The 17,974-nt window shown below is 65.4% G+C and carries 18 protein-coding genes and 3 pseudogenes; 15 read left to right on the top strand and 6 right to left on the bottom strand.

The genetic code is table 11. From position 1 onward, the window contains the following. Positions 1-2 precede the first annotated feature (2 nt). Positions 3-1,178: a zinc-dependent alcohol dehydrogenase gene (locus tag ACETMP_RS09440; protein WP_126258655.1), complete on the bottom strand. Its 1,176-nt coding sequence runs from the start codon at positions 1,176-1,178 to the stop codon at positions 3-5. Between the two features lie 150 nt (positions 1,179-1,328). On the opposite strand from ACETMP_RS09440, the gene ACETMP_RS09435 reads away from it, so the two are divergent. Continuing rightward, complete coding sequence (locus ACETMP_RS09435; RefSeq protein ID WP_375160711.1) at positions 1,329-2,111, top strand: SDR family NAD(P)-dependent oxidoreductase; 783 nt, start codon at positions 1,329-1,331, stop codon at positions 2,109-2,111. A gap of 279 nt (positions 2,112-2,390) precedes the next feature. On the opposite strand, the gene ACETMP_RS09430 is transcribed toward ACETMP_RS09435, so the two are convergent. Next, complete coding sequence (locus ACETMP_RS09430; protein WP_375160710.1) at positions 2,391-2,864, bottom strand: response regulator; 474 nt, start codon at positions 2,862-2,864, stop codon at positions 2,391-2,393. Between the two features lie 353 nt (positions 2,865-3,217). Between ACETMP_RS09430 and ACETMP_RS09425 the strand changes: the two genes are divergently transcribed. From ACETMP_RS09425 to ACETMP_RS09415, 3 genes are all read left to right on the top strand, one after another. Next, positions 3,218-4,969, top strand: a complete 1,752-nt coding sequence (locus ACETMP_RS09425; RefSeq protein ID WP_375160709.1) for a PAS domain-containing protein — start codon at positions 3,218-3,220, stop codon at positions 4,967-4,969. Continuing rightward, positions 4,969-5,715: a Crp/Fnr family transcriptional regulator gene (locus ACETMP_RS09420; RefSeq protein ID WP_375160708.1), complete on the top strand. Its 747-nt coding sequence runs from the start codon at positions 4,969-4,971 to the stop codon at positions 5,713-5,715. Before ACETMP_RS09425 ends, ACETMP_RS09420 begins: the two co-directional genes overlap by 1 nt. 640 nt (positions 5,716-6,355) lie before the next feature. Next, positions 6,356-6,556 carry a hypothetical protein gene (locus ACETMP_RS09415; RefSeq protein ID WP_375160707.1) on the top strand — a complete coding sequence of 67 codons (201 nt, stop codon included), beginning with the start codon at positions 6,356-6,358 and terminating at the stop codon, positions 6,554-6,556. 157 nt (positions 6,557-6,713) lie between these two features. Here the strand turns inward: ACETMP_RS09415 and ACETMP_RS09410 are convergent, their stop codons facing one another. Beyond that, positions 6,714-6,998, bottom strand: coding sequence for a hypothetical protein (locus ACETMP_RS09410; RefSeq protein WP_375160706.1), 285 nt, complete (start codon positions 6,996-6,998; stop codon positions 6,714-6,716). Between the two features lie 272 nt (positions 6,999-7,270). Here ACETMP_RS09410 and ACETMP_RS09405 point away from each other — a divergent pair, with 272 nt between their 5' ends. The 6 genes and pseudogenes from ACETMP_RS09405 to ACETMP_RS09380 all read left to right on the top strand — a co-directional run bounded on the left by ACETMP_RS09405 (position 7,271) and on the right by ACETMP_RS09380 (position 10,328). Beyond that, on the top strand, positions 7,271-7,480 hold the full coding sequence (locus tag ACETMP_RS09405; RefSeq protein ID WP_375160705.1) for a hypothetical protein: 210 nt from the start codon (positions 7,271-7,273) through the stop codon (positions 7,478-7,480). Next, positions 7,480-7,680 (top strand): hypothetical protein, encoded by a 201-nt coding sequence (locus ACETMP_RS09400; protein ID WP_375160704.1) that lies wholly within the window; start codon positions 7,480-7,482, stop codon positions 7,678-7,680. The genes ACETMP_RS09405 and ACETMP_RS09400 overlap by 1 nt, the downstream gene beginning before the upstream one ends. 60 nt (positions 7,681-7,740) lie before the next feature. After that, positions 7,741-8,817: a flavodoxin family protein gene (locus tag ACETMP_RS09395; protein WP_375160703.1), complete on the top strand. Its 1,077-nt coding sequence runs from the start codon at positions 7,741-7,743 to the stop codon at positions 8,815-8,817. After that, positions 8,814-9,713 carry an NAD(P)/FAD-dependent oxidoreductase gene (locus tag ACETMP_RS09390; protein WP_375160702.1) on the top strand — a complete coding sequence of 300 codons (900 nt, stop codon included), beginning with the start codon at positions 8,814-8,816 and terminating at the stop codon, positions 9,711-9,713. Before ACETMP_RS09395 ends, ACETMP_RS09390 begins: the two co-directional genes overlap by 4 nt. A gap of 82 nt (positions 9,714-9,795) precedes the next feature. Then, positions 9,796-10,126 (top strand): annotated as a pseudogene (locus tag ACETMP_RS09385) (four-helix bundle copper-binding protein). A gap of 13 nt (positions 10,127-10,139) precedes the next feature. Further along, complete coding sequence (locus tag ACETMP_RS09380) at positions 10,140-10,328, top strand: hypothetical protein (protein WP_028135865.1); 189 nt, start codon at positions 10,140-10,142, stop codon at positions 10,326-10,328. A 9-nt stretch (positions 10,329-10,337) separates the two neighbouring features. Here ACETMP_RS09380 and ACETMP_RS09375 read toward each other — a convergent pair. Beyond that, positions 10,338-10,597: pseudogene (locus tag ACETMP_RS09375) on the bottom strand (hypothetical protein). A gap of 289 nt (positions 10,598-10,886) precedes the next feature. On the opposite strand from ACETMP_RS09375, the gene ACETMP_RS09370 reads away from it, so the two are divergent. Then, positions 10,887-11,261 (top strand): hypothetical protein, encoded by a 375-nt coding sequence (locus ACETMP_RS09370; protein ID WP_375161872.1) that lies wholly within the window; start codon positions 10,887-10,889, stop codon positions 11,259-11,261. A 3-nt stretch (positions 11,262-11,264) separates the two neighbouring features. On the opposite strand, the gene ACETMP_RS09365 is transcribed toward ACETMP_RS09370, so the two are convergent. Next, positions 11,265-12,539, bottom strand: coding sequence for a polysaccharide deacetylase family protein (locus ACETMP_RS09365; RefSeq protein WP_375160701.1), 1,275 nt, complete (start codon positions 12,537-12,539; stop codon positions 11,265-11,267). A gap of 179 nt (positions 12,540-12,718) precedes the next feature. After that, positions 12,719-13,525, bottom strand: a complete 807-nt coding sequence (locus ACETMP_RS09360; protein WP_375160700.1) for a polysaccharide deacetylase family protein — start codon at positions 13,523-13,525, stop codon at positions 12,719-12,721. A gap of 83 nt (positions 13,526-13,608) precedes the next feature. Here ACETMP_RS09360 and mgtE point away from each other — a divergent pair, with 83 nt between their 5' ends. The 4 genes and pseudogenes from mgtE (at position 13,609) to ACETMP_RS09340 (ending at position 17,595) form a co-directional block, all read left to right on the top strand. Further along, complete coding sequence (gene mgtE / locus ACETMP_RS09355) at positions 13,609-15,030, top strand: magnesium transporter (RefSeq protein WP_375160699.1); 1,422 nt, start codon at positions 13,609-13,611, stop codon at positions 15,028-15,030. 332 nt (positions 15,031-15,362) lie between these two features. Next, the gene (locus tag ACETMP_RS09350) at positions 15,363-15,674 is read left to right on the top strand and encodes a helix-turn-helix domain-containing protein (protein WP_375161871.1); all 312 of its coding nucleotides are present in this window, start codon (positions 15,363-15,365) and stop codon (positions 15,672-15,674) included. A gap of 161 nt (positions 15,675-15,835) precedes the next feature. Continuing rightward, positions 15,836-16,655, top strand: a pseudogene (locus ACETMP_RS09345) (aldo/keto reductase). Positions 16,656-16,704: 49 nt separating this feature from the next. Beyond that, the gene (locus tag ACETMP_RS09340) at positions 16,705-17,595 is read left to right on the top strand and encodes a hypothetical protein (RefSeq protein ID WP_375160698.1); all 891 of its coding nucleotides are present in this window, start codon (positions 16,705-16,707) and stop codon (positions 17,593-17,595) included. The last annotated feature ends 379 nt before the right edge of the window (positions 17,596-17,974 follow it).

Below are 17,974 nucleotides of genomic sequence, written 5' to 3'. Positions count from 1 at the left end.
CTTCAGGGCTTCAGCACGACCTTGACGCAGGAATCGCGCTTGTCGCGAAACACCTGGTACATCTCCGGTCCCTGTTCGAGCGGGACGGTGTGGGTGATGACGAAGGACGGGTCGATCTCGCCGTCCTCGATGCGGCGCAGCAGATCGTCGGTCCAGCGGTTGACGTGGGTCTGGCCGGTCCGCATCGTCAGCCCCTTGTTCATGAAGGCGCCCATCGGCAGCATGTCGGACAGGCCGCTGTAGACGCCCGCTACCGAGATGATGCCGCCGGGCCGGCAGACATAGATCATCTCGCGCAGCACGTGGGGCCGGTCGCTCTCCGCCATCACCATCTGCTTGGCGCGGTCGAGCAGGGTGTCGGGCAGCGAGGCCATCACATGCGATTCCATGCCGACGCAGTCGATGCATTTTTCCGGGCCCTTGCCGTCGGTCAGTTCCTGGAGCCGCTCCAGCACGCTTTCGGTCTCGAAATTGATCGTGGTGGCGCCGCCGGCTTCCGCCATGCTGAGGCGCTCGGGCAGGCAGTCGATTGCGATCACCTGGTTGGCGCCGAGCAGGATGGCGCTGCGGATCGCCATCTGTCCGACCGGGCCGCAGCCCCAGATCGCGACCGTGTCGGTCGGCTCGATGTCGCATTGCACGGCGGCCTGCCAGCCGGTCGGGAAGATGTCGCTGAGGAACAGCAATTGCTCGTCGGGAATGCCCGCGGGCACCTTGATGTGGGTGGCGTCGGCATAAGGCACGCGCAGATATTCGGCCTGGCCGCCGGGATAGCCGCCGGTCAGGTGGGTGTAGCCGAACAGGCCGGCGGTGGTGTGTCCGAACACCTTGTCGGCGAGATGGCGCTTGCGGTTGGTGGTCTCACAGACGGAAAAGTTGCCACGCTTGCACTGGTCGCATTCGCCGCAAATGATCGTGAAGGGCACCACGATGCGGTCGCCCTTCTTCAGCTTGCCGTCGACGCCGGAGCCGACCTCGACCACTTCGCCCATGGTCTCGTGGCCCATGATGTCGCCGGGCAGCATGCCGGGAATGAAATTGTGGAACAGGTGCAGGTCGGAGCCGCAGATGGCGCAACTCGTGACCTTGATGATGGCGTCGCGCGGATCCTGGATCTCAGGATCGGTGACGGTGTCGCAGCGAATATCCTCCTTGCCGTGCCAAACCAGCGCCTTCATCTTTCGTCCTCTCGGCTGAACCAGTTGGCACTCAAGTCCAGGAATGAACGATGGTTGCTAAGCGACGAGCAATTCTTCGCACCGCACCTGTTTGGAACGAGAGGGCGGCGGAGTGATTGGGGTCATCATCCCATCTCGAGGACATATGCCATGCCCGCCAATCAACTCGCCGTCGTCACCGGCGCCTCCACCGGCATCGGCCTGGAGCTCGCCAGGTGCTGTGCCCAGGACGGTTTCAACCTCGTCATCGCCGCGGATGAGCCTCAGATCGAACGGGTCGCCGTCGATCTGCGCCGGCTCGGCGTCAGCGTGGAGCCGGTCGAGGCCGATCTGTCCACGACGGAAGGCGTGGACAAGCTCTGCGCCGCGGTGGGCGACCGGCCGATCGATGCGCTGCTCGCCAATGCCGGGGTCGGCCTCGGCAAGGCGTTCCTCGACCAGGACTTCACAAGGGTGAAGCACCTGATCGACACCAACATCACCGGCACGCTGTATCTGATCCACCGCGTCGGCAACGAGATGCTCCGCCGCAATGCCGGGCGCATCCTGATCACCGGCTCGATCGCCGGCTTCACACCGGGCAGCTTCCAGGCCGCCTATAACGCCAGCAAGGCGTTTCTGGACTCGTTCTCGTTCGCGCTGCGTGAGGAGCTGCGCGACAGCGGCGTCACCGTCACCTGCCTGATGCCGGGCGCCACCGAGACCGAGTTCTTCCGCCGCGCCGACATGATGGACACCAAGGTCGGCACCGAGAAGAAGGACGGCGCCTACGACGTCGCCAAGGCCGGCTTCGACGCCATGCTGCGCGGGGAGGCCGATATCGTCACGGGGCTGAAGAACAAGATCCAGACCACGGTCGCCAATGTCACCCCGAACGAGATGCTGGCCAAGCAGCATCGCAAGATGGCTGAGCCCGGCACGGCGAGGTCGTGAAACGACTCCGCCGCAATCTATGCTAGGCGATGCGGCCCATTCCGTGGCCCTGCAAAGGAGGAAGGCGATTCACATAGCCTAATGCGCGGCGGTTCCGAACCGGTCACATTTCCCGAGCTGGAAAGGGGGCTGTGATCGCGATGGACCGCATCGAACAGGCCTTTATCGCGACCGCCGTCACGGGTTTTCTTGTCATGATGGCGGCAATCGTCTGGATGATGAGCTGACTCGAGGGAGCTGGCCGTCTTGCGCGTCGCGCTACCTTACGCCGCGGTTGTCCTATGCCTGGCCGTCACCGCCTGGCTTGCTTTCGCGCACCTGTTCTGATCGGTGGCGAGGCTGCGGGGAATCATGTGGTTGACCGCCGACGAGGTTCGCAATGTTCTGGGCCATGGCCACGATGTTGATCGGCTTCTCCCAGAGCGGCACGTCCCGGAATTCCGTTTCGATGCTGAGCCTCTCGTAGCCTGTGGTGAACACGAAGGGTACCTGCCGTGCCCTGAGCTCACGGGCGATCGGAAAGATGGGCTGGGCGCGGATGTTGACGTCGAGGACCGCCGCGTCGAGAGCGCCGCCATTGTGGAGCATCTCGACCGCATCGTCGATGTGGCCGACGGGACCGGCGATCTCCGCGCCGAGCTTGCGCAGCGCGTCGGCGATGTCATCGGCGAGAAAATATTCGTCCTCGACCACGAGGATGCGGCGACCCATCAGCACTGTGGCTTGATGAGACAACGCGGGCGATACCGACATGATCCCTCCGGCGCCTCCTCGTCCCATATGTTGGACCGATCGGGGCCGAGGCGCTTTCGGACAACGATGCAGCCGAAGGCCGGTTCCATGGGTCACCGCGATAAGCATTATCGAGGGCTCGGCCGGTGCCACCCAGCCCAGCCAGGGTAGCCGTCAGCCACCTACGCATTGAGACCGAACATGCGACCGAGCCGCTCCTTGATGCCGCCACGCCGGGAGGGGCTTGGTTCGGAAATCGAAACACGCGTCGGGACGTTTTTCTCTTTGATCTATTGGGATAACATCAAATTCCTGCGATTTGCAGGGCCCGAGTGCCGGTTGGCCCCGGTCGATGAACGAAAGCTGCCAGTGCCATGCATGAAGTCGGCGACCAGCCGGTCGGTGGAGAGCGTCAGAGGAGAGCCCCGCTGATCGTCGGCGTGGGTGCCTCGCCGGGTTCGCTGGGCAGCATCGCGCGCTTTTTCGCCAAGCTGACGGTCGGTACCGATCTGACCGTCGTGCTGACGCTTGGGCATCACGAGGCCTTGGACGAGGTGCGCGAGGCCGTGCGAAAGGCCAACGGCGGCAAGGTCGTTGAGATCACCGATGGCCATGCGGTCGACGGGGGGACGATCTATCTGTGCCCGCCGGCGATGATCACCACCATTCGAAACGGCCGGTTCGCGGTTCGGAAGGCCGAGCAGTCGCCGGGCGAGCGCGCCATCATCGACAGCTTGCTGGTGTCGCTCGCGGAGGAACGCGCCGAGCAATCCGTCGGAATCCTCCTTGCCGGCACCGGCGGTGACGGCACGCTCGGCATTGCGACGCTGAAGGATCATGGTGGTCTCGCCATTACCGAAGGAGTCGCGAGCCCGGAGCAAGCTGCACATCTGGTCGACGGCAACGCGCCGGCTTCCATCGCCGATTTCGTGCTGCCGCCGGAGGAGATCCCCGCATACATCCAGGTCTATGCCCGCCATCTGCGGTGCCTGGAGCGGAAATCCTCCAACGCGCGATTTGACTCGCTCAACAAGGAACTTCAGTCGGTCAACGGGGAGCTCGAAACCTCGCGCGAAGAGTTGCAGTCGGTTACCGCGGAATTGACGATGGTCAGCGGCGAGCTGGCGCATCGTGTCCAGGAATTGACGCGCACCAGCAGCGACCTCAAGAATTTGATCGAGAGCACGCAGATCGCCACCTTGTTTCTCGACAACGATCTGCGCGTGATGAACTTTACGCCGGCGATCACGCAGGTCCTGCATCTCGTCGAGACCGATACGGGCCGCCCGATCGCGCAGATCAAGGCTCACGTCCCGATCGAGGAGCTGTATGACGACATCCGCCGTGTGCTGCGCACGCTCGAGAGCGTGGAGCGCGAACTGAGCGCGACGGACAGCGGCACGCGCTACGTCGTGCGCATCCTGCCTTACCGCAGCATCGACAATCTTATCGCCGGCGTGGTCATCACTTTCGTCGACGTCACCGCGGTCATCCGTGCCGAGGAGCGCCAGCGCCTGCTGCTGGCCGAGCTCCAACATCGTGTCCGCAACACGCTCGGTGTGGTGCGCTCGATCGCCCGCCGCTCCGCGGAGACGAGCTCAACGGTGGAGGAATACGCCTCTCATCTCGACGGCCGGCTGAACGCATTCGCCCGCACCCAGGCGCTGGTGACCCGCGATCCCGAGGGCGGGGTCGACCTCGAATTTCTCGTGGTCGAGGAGTTGCTGGCTTATAATGCCCGCGAAGGAGAACAGATGCGGGTGGCCGGCCCCAGGGTGCGCTTCCAGGCCAAGGCCGCGGAGACGTTTGCGCTCGCGATCCACGAGTTGGCGACCAATGCACTGAAATACGGTGCCCTGAGCCGGCCCGACGGACGTGTCGAAATCACCTGGCGCCTCGAAAAAGGCAGGGATCCTGCCATGTTCCTGTTCCGGTGGCGCGAGCGTGGCGGGCCGCCGGTCAAGCCGCCGCCGCGAAAGGGCTTTGGTACCGAGCTTCTGGAGCGCACGCTGGCATTCGAGCTCAAGGGGGACACCGCGTTGGCATTCGACCCTGCGGGGTTGGAATGCTCCATCGCGATTCCCCTCAGCAAGCGCATGTTCCACACACCGGTGGTGGATGGCTGATGCCGCTCTCGGCGTTCGATCGCAGCGTGGTGGAGCCGGCCATTCGCCGGCTGGGCGCGTTGAGGCCGTTGTCGGCGGAGGCCCGCGCTTCACTCGAATATGCGATGCTCGAAGGCTTGCAACGCGCCGGGTCGGATGAGGACCTTCTCGCCGAGGGGGATCCCGTCGACAGCGTCCGTATCCTGCTCTCGGGCTGGCTCTGCCGCTACAAGACGCTGGAGGACGGGCGGCGTCAGATCGTCAATTTTGTTTTTCCCGGTGAGAGCTGTGACGCCCATGCGTACCTGCTCCCGGTGATGGACCATTCCATCGCGACGCTGACGCCGGTGGTCTACGCCGAGATCAAGCGCGCCCGTTTCGAGACCCTGCTGGCCGGCGACCGCTCGCTCGCGGAAGCGTTCTGGTGCGAGACGCTGGTCAACAGCGCGATCCAGCGCGAATGGGTCGTCAATCTCGGAAGGCGCATGGCGGTGGAGCGCGTGGCGCATCTGTTCTGCGAGATCTTCGAACGGTTGCGTCCTGTCGGAATGATCGAGGGAAATTCCTGCATCATGCCGGTGACGCAAACGGATCTCGCCGACGCGACGGGATTGTCGGTGGTCCATCTGAACCGCACCGTCCAGGAGCTGCGTGCGTCGGGCCTGATCGTGCTGCGCGATCGCACGCTGACCATCAACGATCGCGCCGCGCTCGAGGACGCGGCTTTGTTCTCGCCGGGCTATCTGCAGCTCTATCGGCGCGGCTGAACTGCGACCGGGCCTTCGCGGGGCGGCTGCGGTCGGACCAGGGATCGGTCATTCAACTCTCGGGGGTACTTGCGTCGCCGTGACCATCGGCCTTGTCAAGCCGCTGCTTGGGGAAGGGCTCGTAGCTCTTGCGGCCGAGAAACGTGTCGGGGAGGGGAAGCCCGAGCACATCCAACGCCTCGCGGATTGCCCTGCGCGCGTGCACGACGTGCTCCGCGTCAGACGGCAATGACGCATCAGACGCCAATCGCGCGTCAGACGACAATGGCGCGTCAGACGACAATGGCGCGTCAGATGACAATGGAAAATGAGTAGGCTTGTGCATAGCCGCGCTCCCTGTTGTTCAGGCGGGAGCGCAGGCGAGTCTCTCAGCCACCGACGCCTGGGGCAGAGCCTCAGCCGGTGATGGAGCGACAATACGCCTTTCGCAGCGATATGGCCACAGGAACCGTGCGCCACGACCTGCTGACTAGCACAATGAGCCACTGGCTAAATTTACTCATGTTGCGGTTTGCAGCGGTCGAGGCCCGCGCAACCGTTCCGGTTCTGGAACGTTGTAGAGGCATCGCCTGTGCGCGATCATCTCAATCGGTCAGGAGGCGACGGCGCGCTCCGACCCAATGATCAGGGAGAACGCCTGATGACGACGCGACATCGGTTCAAGCATGCTGACACTTTGGAAACGCGGCTCGCCGCCGAAGCGGAGCGGCTGCGCGAGGAAGCCAAGTCGCTTCCGCCCGGCGCAGCCCGCGACGAGATGTTACGCAAGGCGCGTCAGGCGGAGACGGGGTCTCAAATGAGCGAATGGCTGAGGTCGCCAGGCCTGCAGCCGCCAAACTGAACGGTGCAGCGCGCGCGGCCCTCAGGGCTGCACGCGCCGGGAACGGGTTAGATGCCGGCGCGTACCGATGCGCTGATGTCGTGGGCAGAAACCGGAAAAATGAGCGCCACGTCCATCGTCCCCGTTGCGTCCGGTTGTCACCCGGCGGTGCGGATCGTCAACGTCGCTTCGCCGACTTGGTTCGGCGGTTGTAGGGCGAACGGTTTACCGGCCGCAGCGATATGCCTTCGCGCTGCGCCTTGCTGCGGATGGCCGCGACCGGCCGCTGCAGCTTGATGCTCATCACGCCGGTGGGCGTGTTGCCTTTCGCAAGCTGCTTCAACTTGCTCACGTCCGCGGCCGTCCAGGGCTGCCGCGCGCGGCGCTTGTATGCGGGATTGGCCTTGCGCGGTCCCTTGCGGCCGATCGGTGAGCCCGGCCGCTTCCATGCTGCTTTCGCCATGATGATCCTCCTTCAGGTCATCCTTGAACATACGAATCAGCATTTCGGTTCCGACGCAGTGCAACGCGGCGGTCATACGCGTTCGTCCCGCAAAATCACGCCGCGTTAACTTATTGAAATGCCGGAACCGCAGGTTGCAGCGGAAGCTACAAACGTTACCGGCTGGGCCGCCCCAACCGGCACGCGACTTGAGTGACTAGAGAACTCAGGCCCCGGCGCCCCATCCCCCGCCGGGGCCATTCCTCCAATCCGAAATCCGCTGTGAAAGTCCGATGACCGCCAAACGTAACCGCAGGAAACAGACCCAATCGCTTCAGGAGCGGCTCGCCGCCTTTGCCGAAAGCGCCCGCGAGCACGCGCGCAGCCTGCCACCCGGCAGGGAGCGCGAGATGCTGCTGCGTCGCGCCAAGCAGAACGAGATCACCTCGAACCTGACGGACTGGCTGAGTGCACCGGTCTCCCCAAGACGAGGACCATCATAGTGGGAAGCCTCAAGCACTACCGCGCCTTCCAGATCGATCCGGACGGGCACGTGTTCGGATGCATCAATCTGGTGTGCGACGACGACGAACAGGCCAAGCGCAAGGCCGCCGCGCTCGCGCTGGTGCATCGCATCGAGCTGTGGCGGCTGGACCGGCGCATCGCCAAGTTCGACGCGGCACGGGAAGTCGTTCGCCAGTAGCGGAAGGAACCGCGTGCATTGCCCCGGGTTGGTCGGATAGCCGACTTTGCCGGAGCATGCATGAGGGACGCCGAAATTCGCAAGGGGATGCCGCCCGTCAAGCTGTCGCGCGACGAGTTCGAGCGGCGCTACAAGGGGCAGTTCGTCGATCCCGTCTTTGCGCCGCTCGGGCGCGAGCTCGATGCCATCACCGCAGCGGCCTGGGACGCCTACAGCCATTCCCGCAAGGCGCCGCTGACGCGCAAGGCGGGCCCGGGCTTCTCCGATCCCGACTACGAGGTCGCCGTCGACTGGCTCGATGCGCGCGCAAGAATCCTGGAAGCGCAGCGACGGCACGACGACGCCGACGAGACGCCGCGCATCCTCGTCATCAACGGCTCGGCGCGCAGCGAGCACACCTGTCCCGGCGAGATGTCCAAGACCTGGCGGCTGGTCAAGCTGGCCGAGCCTGTCTTCACCGGGATGGGGTTTGCCGTCGACATCCTCGATCTGTCGCGCCTCGCCTCGGAGTACGGCAAGATGATTCATCCCTGCAAATCCTGCGTCGGTACCGCGATGCCGCTCTGCCACTGGCCGTGCAGCTGCTATCCGAACTATTCGCTCGGGCAGACCCAGGACTGGATGAACGAGATCTATCCGCTGTGGGTGGCCGCTCACGGCATCCTGATCGTGACGCCGGTGAACTGGTATCACGCGCCATCAGGCCTCAAGGCGATGATGGACCGCATGGTCTGCGCCGACGGCGGCAATCCCGATCCGACCTCGACGCATGGCAAGAAGGCCGACGAGGCCAAGGCGATCGAGCTGAAGGGCTGGCCCTATCCGCGCCATCTCGCCGGCCGTCATTTCGGCCTCGTCGTGCACGGCGATGCCGTCGGTGCGGAGAATGTGCGCCGCGTCCTGTCGGACTGGCTGACCGACATGCAGCTGATCTCGGCGGGACGCTTCGCCGAGCTCGACGGCTATGTCGGCTACATGGAGCCATACGCCACCTCGCACCACGAGCTCGATGAAGACCAGGAATTCCAGCAGGAGGTACGCAACGCGGCGCATGCGCTCGGCAACGCCGTCCGGCTGGCAAGGAGCGGGCGCCTTCAGGATCCCGGCGAGGGTCTTGCGGATCCGAACCCCAAATGAAGTCGGCGCAGTTCGATTGCCTGATCATCGGCGGCGGCCCCGCGGGCCTGATGGCTGCGATCTATCTGGCGCGCTTCCGCCGCAGCGTCTGCGTCGTCGATGCCGGCGCGAGCCGGGCCGCGCTGATCCCGCGCAGCCACAACGTTCCGGGCTTCGTCCACGGCCTGTCAGGCGCGGAGCTGATCGAGAGGATGTCGGCGCAGCTGGACGAACTCGCGGTGACGCGCGTGGCGGCCGAGGTCACGGGGTTGCGGCGGCACGAGGACGGCTTTCAAGCGAGCTGGAACGGCGAAGCGCACGCTGCCGCCACCGTCATTCTGGCCAGCGGCATCGTCGACACGCATCCGCCATTCCGGGAATGGCGCGCTGCGGTCGCGGACGAGGTGCTGCGCTACTGTCCCATTTGCGACGGCTTCGAGGCGACCGGCCGCCGCATCGGAATCGTCGGTCCGCTTCCGCGTGCCGCCGGCAAGGCGCTGTTCCTGCGCGGCTATTCGCGCGACGTGACGCTGCTTGCGACCGGACCGGATGACGACCGGAGTGCAACCTCGGAGCTGACTGAGGCCGGCGTCGAGGTCGTGTTCGCGCCCGACCTGCATCTGGGGCGGAGCGGCGAGGGCGTCGCGGCCGTCTTCGCCGGCGGCCGGACGCTGCAATTCGACACGGTCTATCCTGCGATGGGAGCCGAGGTGCGTTCGCAGCTCGCGGTGTCGCTCGGCGCGGCGCATGTCGAGGAAGGCTGTCTGAAGGTCGACGACCATCAGCGCACCTCCGTCCGCGGGCTCTACGGCATCGGCGACGTCGTCACCGATCTGCACCAGATCTCGGTCGCGTTTGGCCACGCCGCGGTCGCGGCCTGCAACATCCATCACAGCCTGCCGCGGCGTCTCGCATGAGCTCACATTTGCCTGGGAACCGGGAACGAAGGCCGTTGCCTCGCCTTGGTTGAGCGGGGCGATGCGCAACTGGAGAGAACGGATGGCGCAATCAGACGACATGACCCGCTGCATCGCGCTCTGCATGAGCTGCTACCAGACCTGCCTCGGCACGGCGATGAACCATTGCCTCGAGACCGGCGGCAAGCACGTCGAGCCGAAGCACTTCCGCCTGATGATGGCCTGCGCCGAGATGTGCCGGACGGCCGCGCATTTCATGCTGCTCGATACCCCGCATCACCGGCATACCTGCGGCGAGTGCGCCGAGATCTGCACCGAATGCGCCGCGGATTGCGAGCGGGTCGGCGGCATGGACGAATGCGTCGCCATGTGCCGCTCCTGCGCCGAGATCCTGCCGCGCGATGGCGGCTTGAAGGACGACAGCCCATGCTGGAAGAGAAGCTCAAGGACGCCATCATCGGCGAGCTGCAACGGCAGGCCGCCAACCGGCCGCAGGCGCTGACGATCGCGGGCGCGAAAGACGCGAAGGGCTCCGAAGAGCTGACCGTCAACGGCAGCATCGATCTCGGCGCGCTGGTCATGGCGATCGCGGGATCGGTTGCGGGCGGCCCTTAAGCCGCCGCCTCAGCCGTATTCATCGCCGATGCCGTATTCCCGGTAGATCTCCAGCGGATCGAGCTCGGGAAACAGGCGGCATTTGGCCTGGGCCAGGTGCAGGCTCACCGCTGCCGGCTCCTTGCCGCCTCGAGAGCATCTTGCGGATGTCGTCCATATGGGCGTTCGGCTGGTGCTTCGGCTCGAGGCTGCTCCAGCGCGACCAGCGCGGTCGCGAGGGCCTCGGTCAGAACCCAGTCGTCGTGGCCGGTGATTCCCTTCTTCGACATCGGCAGACCCCGGATGTGGCAGCGCCAGCCCAGTCTATCGCGACTTCCGCCAAATCGCCATCGAGCCGCTGCGGCTGTCCTGCGGTGCTGCGCCACCGGATCATGCTCCGGCTTGCCTTATGTCCGGGGCAGGCTAAAAGGCGGCGAGGTGCGGGGCGACAGTATTCTTGTTGAAACGAACTTGGCGTAGACGGGCCGCTACCGCATCCAGGCCGGCCATTCCGGTCTGGGTCCCCCGATCCCGCATTTGCAGCACGATGTGACTGCACTCCTCAAGGTTCGAGCCAGCATGGGCATTCTCAGCTTCGTCTACCGCTTCCTCACCAATTTTGCCTTCATGGCGGTGGTCTATTTCAGCCTGAACTTCATGGAGAAATATCCGAACCGGGCGACACTGGCGATCCTGGTGCTGGTCTACACCGCCATGCGCGGAGCCTCGACGCTGCGCGCGTTCTACTTCTTCCAGAAGATCGAGAGACTGGAAGCCGAGACACGGCGCCTTCAAGGCCCGATCAACGACGGCTCCGGAGGGACGAACACGCGCAAGCAGGTCGTCGCCGACGTGGCCCGGCTGCGACGCGACGGCGAGCTCAAGTCCTACATGGACCTGTTCTTCCTGGCGCTGATCGTGCTGCTCTGCGTCGCCGCCATCCTGCGGCCGTAACGCTCAAGCGCGCTTCTTCAGGCTGGCGACGCGGGTCGGGGGCGGCGTGGCGCTCTTGACCTGGGCGGCATGGTTCGGGGCGGCCGGTGCCGCATGCGCGGCGTGCCGAGCCTGGGGCTTGGCGGCCTTGCCCTTTGCGACCTTGCCCCTGGCCGCATGCGGCGTCTGGGCCGCCATCGCCAGCCGCGTCGCGGCACGCCGCGACAATGTCGTCGACAGCAGTACCTCGACCGAGCCTTCCGGAATCGCAAAGAGAGCACGGCCGGGCACGGGCAGCGTGGATGCGATATCCATCTGTCCCTTGGTCCGGCGCGGCAGCAGCGGCTGATGCTCGGTCCGTGCGTTGAGGTCGGCGAGCGAGGGCGCCGGAAGCGTCCTGGTCTCGGTGAACACGAAGTGCGGGACGGCCGGCCAGCGCGCGATCGGCATGGTCTCGGTCGGCGGATGCAGCAGCCACTCCACCGCCTGGGTCGGCGTTGCGGGCCGCTCGGCGGTCGCCGGCACCACATGCACGATGCGATAGCCGCGCGCCTTGAGGTCGCGAATGATCTTCGGCAGCGCTGCCACCGTGCGGGCCTGGATGTCGTGCAGCAGCAAAATGCCTTTGCCCTTGGCCTCCAGCCGCTGGATCGCGAGCTGATAGACGCGGTCGGACGAGACATGGCGCCAGTCGTCGGCCGGGAAGTCGGCGCTCCAGATCTGGATGCCGCGCGAGATCAGATAATTCTCGACGCCGTCGGCGCGCATCAGGCCGGGGATGCGGAAGAACGGGGCGAGCTGGGACGGATCGGTCATCGCGGCCGAGGTCCACTCGATGCCGCCGTTGATCTCCGGCTCGAACTTCTCGATTCCCATGCGGTCGAACGTCAGCGGATGGTCCATGCTGTGGGTGCCGACGGTATGGCCCGCCGCGACCAGCTTGCGCACGCCTTCGGGGTTCGCCTTGGCCTGCTGACCGACGATGAAGAAGGTCGCCTTGATGCACTCGTCGGCCAGGATCTTGAGCACCTGGTTGGAATATTTCGGGAGCGGACCGTCGTCGAAGGTGAGGACGACTTCATGGTCCCTCAGCGGCAGCGTCTCGCGGTACTGCATGGTGCCGATGCGCGGATGTTCGCGCGGATCGACCACGAGGGTGCGGGAGGTCCCGAGCGCGTCCGGGTGGCCCGGACATTCGGCCGCGAGCGCCGTCGATCCCATCGCCGAACACCCAAGGAATCCACTGAGGCAAAGGACGATCCACGATCGCGTCCGCACAACAACGCTACTTCCGATCATGAACCCCGTCTGCCCTCATCCGCGATGGCCGCCATAATAGGTCGGAGACGGCAGGAAACGGTTCAGGCGCGAAGAACCCTTCCCATGGCGACGTCCTCATCCATTTTCAGGGGGTAGCATGAACAGAGTGTTAATAGGACCCAAATCACCCCATTTTGGTCAGGCGTGACATTCCGGCATCAGCGCGCGTCGGCGTTCTTCTGTGATTTGCCCGTCGGCACGACGTGGACCACCCGGTAGCCGTTGTCCTTCAGATACCGGAGAAAGGCCGGCATCATTGCGGCCGTACGCACCTTGTTATCGTGGAACAGGATGATACCTTTTCGGCTCGCGGCGAGGCGCTCGGTGACGAGCTTCAGTTGCTGCTCCGGCGTCATCTCCTCCCAGTCGCTGGCCCAGAGATCGGCCCCGAACACGACGATGCCGCGTGACTGGAGCAGGTCGAGCTGGGCCTGCGTCGACTCGAAATAGGGAAAGCGGAAGAACGGCGTCGAGGGCGTCGTCGTCGAGGTGCCGTGCAGCGCCATCTCGTCGGCGGCGATGCCGCGGTCGACGTCCGACATCGCCTTCTCGAACGGGATGTGCGCCATGAACGGGTGCGACCAGGTATGGTGGCCGACGGTGTGGCCCTCGCGGGCGATGCGCTTGACCATGTCGGGATACTCGGCGGCGTGCTGGCCGATCAGGAAGAAGGTCGCGCGCACGCACTCGTTCGCCAGTGCCGCCAGCACCTTCGACGTCGTCGGCGGGAACGGGCCGTCGTCGAAGGTCAGCACGACCTCATGATCGGCCAGCGGCAGCGTTTCGGGGAAGCTCTTCAAGCCGACGCGCGGATACGTCTTGGCGTCGACGCTCAGAACCCGCGAGGTGCCGAGCGCGTCCTTGCGCGGGCACTCGGCGGCATCGGCCGAGGCGATGCCGATGATGGCCGCGATGACCGCGCCCGCCGTCATCAATGTCCATTTCAGTCGAAGCATCTTTGTCATTGCGCTCAGAGTTGCCTTGTGGGTATTGCCTGAACCATCAGCTCAGACCACTGGTTCCAACCTGTCAACCGGCGAGGCGCGCCATGGATGAACAAATGGACGTTGCCCCATCCGCCTCGGATTCGGTACTCGACCATGTGCCGATGCGCAATGAGGACGGCGAAATTCGTCACGAATTCGTCGAAGAAATTGCCCGGGCGATCGAGGCCGGCGACAGCGCATCGCTGCGCGCCTGCGTCGCCGAGCTGCACGAGGCCGATCTCGGCGATCTGATCGGCGCTCTGGAGCCCGACGACCGTGTCCGCCTGGTCGAGCTGACGGGGCGCGATTTCGACTTTTCCGCGCTGAACGAGGTCGACGAGGCCGTCCGCGAGGAAATCCTGGACGAGCTGCCGCCGGAGACGGTTGCCGAGGGCGTCCGCGAGCTCGAATCCGACGATGCGGTCGAGCTTCTGGAAGCCCTCGATGCCGAGGAACAGGAGGAGATCCTTGAGAAGCTGCCGCTGAAGGAGCGCGTCGCGCTCGAGCGCAGCCTGCTGTACCCGGAGAATTCCGCCGGCCGCCGCATGCAGACCGAGTTCATCGCCGTGCCCCAGGATTTCACCGTGGGCCAGGCGATCGACTACATGCGCGAGACGCCGGATCTGCCCGACCGCTTTTACGAGATCTACGTCGTCGACAAGGACCAGCACTGGCTGGGCGCGGTGCCGCTCGACGTGCTGTTGCGCACGCGCCGCCCGGTGCCGCTGACCGAGCTGACCGACGAAGACCGCCGCCGCGTCTCCGTCCTGGAAGACCAGGAAGAGGTGGCGCGGATGTTCGGCAAGTACAATCTCGTTGCCGCGCCCGTGCTCGACACCCAGGACCGGCTGGTCGGCGTCATCACCGTCGACGACGTCGTCGACGTCATCGAGGAGGAGGCGGACGAGGACCTCAAGGCGCTCGGCGGCGTCACCAGCGACGAAGAGCTGTCGGACACCTTCCTGACGATCGCGCGCGGCCGCTTCAACTGGCTGCTGGTCAATCTCGCCACCGCGTTCCTCGCGTCCTCCGTGCTCGGCCTGTTCGAGGGGCAGCTCGAGAAGATGGTCGCGCTCGCCGTGCTGGCCCCGATCGTGGCCAGCCAGGGCGGCAACGCCGCGACCCAGACCATGACGGTGGCGGTGCGGGCGCTGGCGACGCGCGAGCTCGGCGCCTCCAATGCCTGGCGGGTGGTGATGCGCGAGGCACTGGTCGGCCTCGTCAACGGGCTCGCCTTCGCGGTGATCACGGGCATTGCGGCGGTGGCCTGGTTCAAGATTCCGGGCCTTGGCATCGTCATCGGCCTCGCGATCATCTGCAACCTCATCGCCGGCGCGCTCGGCGGCATCCTGATCCCGATGGCGCTCGAACGTGTCAGGGTCGATCCGGCGGTGGCCTCCGGCACCTTCGTCACCACCGTGACCGACGTCGTCGGCTTCTTCTCCTTCCTCGGCATCGCGACGCTCTGGTTCGGATTGAGGTAGAGGGAGCCCTGGCTCCCTCCACGTCGTTGCGAGCGCAGCGAGGCAATCCAGAATTCTCCACTGCGGCAGTCTGGATTGCTTCGTCGCAACAGCTCCTCGCAATGACGGGGTGGGTAGCGGGGTAGCCTCACTCTCGCGTCCCGGGCGCGCTGCAACGCTCTTGGCGTTGCTGCGCAGAACCGGGATCCAGAAAGCAACAAGCACGCTGCGGAGACATGGGCCCCGGCTCAGCAGCGCACCACGCCGCGAACGCGGCGCGCTGCGTCCGGGGCGCGAGACCTTTTAATCCCACCTTAAGCGACCTGCGCGCATCATCGCCCGCGCTTGGGGGACTGAACATGCGGTTGCGGCTGAAGGCGGACGGACGGGTCGTCGAGTTGCGGGACGGACAGGAATTTCCGGTCCAGCCGTCTGCGGTCCAGCCCACGGCCGCGCCGGCCGACACCTCTTCGCTCGCGGTGCGCGATCTGCGCCGCCGCGCCTGCCTGACCCAGATGGAGTTCGCTGCCAAGCTCGGCGTTCCCGTCGAGACCATCCGCAACTGGGAGCAGGGCAAGCGGGCTCCGCGGGGGCCCGCACGCGCACTGCTCGCGGTGATCGCGCACGCCCCGGAAACGGTGTTTCAGGCGCTTGCCAAAGCCTGACGTGACGGCCTGACGGACCGACCAGTCCTGACGCGAACCTCCCGTTAGTCTTGCGGCAAATATCCCGCCGAACTGCCACGGCTTCCGTTGGCAGCGTCCAGGGCCGGGTCCATAATGCCTCTGATGGCGATTGGGGCTGCCGCAACGAAAGAGGAGTCCTCATGCTGTTCGTCGAGGCCAATGGCGCACGAATCCCGGCGATCGGACTCGGGACCTGGGAGCTGAGCGGAAGGCTTGCCGCGCGCGTGGTCGAGCAGGCGCTGCGGCTCGGCTATCGCCACATCGACACCGCGCAGGTCTATGACAATGAGCGGGAGATCGGCGACGGCTTGCGCGCCTCGGGCGTGCGGCGCGACGACGTCTTTCTCACCACCAAGGTCTGGACCAACCATTTCGCGCCTCACGATCCTCGAGCGCTCGGTCAAGGAGAGCCTGGCGCGCTTGCGGCTTCCCTCCGTCGACCTGTTGCTGCTGCACTGGCCCAATTCGCACGTGCCGCTGGCGGAGACGCTTGGCGCACTGTCGCATGCCAAGACGATGGGCCTGACCCGTCACATCGGCGTCTCCAATTTCACGGTGGCGCTGATCGAACAGGCGGTGGCGGCTTCGCCCGAGCCGCTCGTCTGCAACCAGGTCGAATTCCACCCCTATCTCGACCAGGCGAAGGTGAGGGCGGCCTGCGACCAGCATGGCCTTGCCCTGGTCGCCTACAGCCCGATCGCCAAGGGGCGCATCAAGACCGACCAGACGCTGGCCGAGATCGGGCGCGCCCACCACAAGACGCCGGCGCAGGTCTGCCTGCGCTGGCTGGTGCAACAGAATGTCGCTGCGATCCCGCGCACCTCGCGCATCGAGCGCCTGTCCGAAAACATCGAGATCTTCGATTTCGAGCTGTCGGAGGACGAGATGAGCCAGATCGCCGCGCTCGCCAGTCCGAAGGGCCGCCTGACCGATTTCGGCTTCGCCCCGAAATGGGATTGAGGGGAGACCGCGGTATGCTAACAGCAGGGCGGCAATCCAAGATCTGGCGATGGAACTGCGGACAATCATACGGACGGACGTTGCTGCGTCGGCGATCGCCCATCTGACGCTGGTGGCGCTGATCATCCTGATCAGCGAAGTCCATCCGTTCCGCGCGACGCCGCCCGAAACCGTCACGGTAGACATCGTCACGCCCGAGGAGGTGAAGCGGGAGGAGGCCAGAGCGGAGGAGAACGTCAAGGAAGAGGTCAAGGAGAAGACCCCGGAGCCGCTTTCCGATCTGAAGCTGCCGAAGCTGGATTTCACCGACAAGGACAAGGCCCCCGAGGCGTCGAAGCCTGCGACCCCGCAGCCGGCCGCATCGCCGACGCCCGAACCGCAACGGCCGGCTCAGCCGCAACCGCAGCAACAGCCTTCGCCGAAGCCGCGCGAGGCCAACGCGCAGCCGCAAGCCCAGCCAATGCCGCCGCCGCCACAGCCACAGGCCGCGCCGCCGCCGGCCTATCAGGCGCCGCAGCCTGACGTCACCGTCAGGTACGGCGTCATGCTGGGGCTGCCGCCTGAATTGCCGCTGCCGCTGTCGAAAGACGGCCCCAAGGACGATGGCGGCGGCGCCACGGACTCGATCGCCGCGAAGCTTCCGGCCGAGGTCATTGCCGCGCTTCGCAGCCATTTGCGCAGCTGTGCCAAATTGCCGGCCGGGCTTGCGTCTACCGACAACGTTCACATCAAGCTGCGCACGGTGTTCGCGACCGACGGCACGCTGGCGCGTGAACCGATCCTGCTCGAAGCCCCGCCCTCCGCAAAAGGGGTCGCCCTCGTGAAGTCCGCAACGAGCGCGCTTCAGAACTGTCAACCTTACAAGATGCTGCCCGCCAATTTGTACCAGGAATGGAAGGTGCTCGACCTGCCGTTCAGCCCGCGGGATTTGGGAAGCTAGCTTTCGTAGCTCCTGTAGCCCGGATGGAGCGAAGCGTAATCCGGGGGCGCTCCCCCCGCATCCTCCACTTCCCCGGATTACGCTTCGCTCCATCCGGGCTACGACACCTTGCTGTGTCGCTCCGCTGTCAATCCCTTCAACAATAATATTCCACTTTACCGAAATTCGGAAATGGCGTATGTGTCGACCATCCCGGCTCAACCAGGAGGGGCGATCTCGAGGTCGTCTTGATCGCGGGCCGGGCTTGCGGTGGACGCGGCAGCGTCGGCACGAGAGGTGCGGGCAGGGCGGGTCGTCCCTGTGAGCCCGTGGCCGCGTGCGGACGAGCGGCGCTGCTAGGCTTCGTCTCGCCTGTAAGTTTCCGGCTTCGTCGACAGGG

Source organism: Bradyrhizobium dasycarpum (assembly GCF_042019905.1).
GTDB classification, from domain to species: domain Bacteria; phylum Pseudomonadota; class Alphaproteobacteria; order Rhizobiales; family Xanthobacteraceae; genus Bradyrhizobium; species Bradyrhizobium japonicum_B.
The sequence above is the reverse complement of the archived record's forward strand: the minus strand, read 5'-3'. Positions and strand labels throughout refer to the sequence as shown.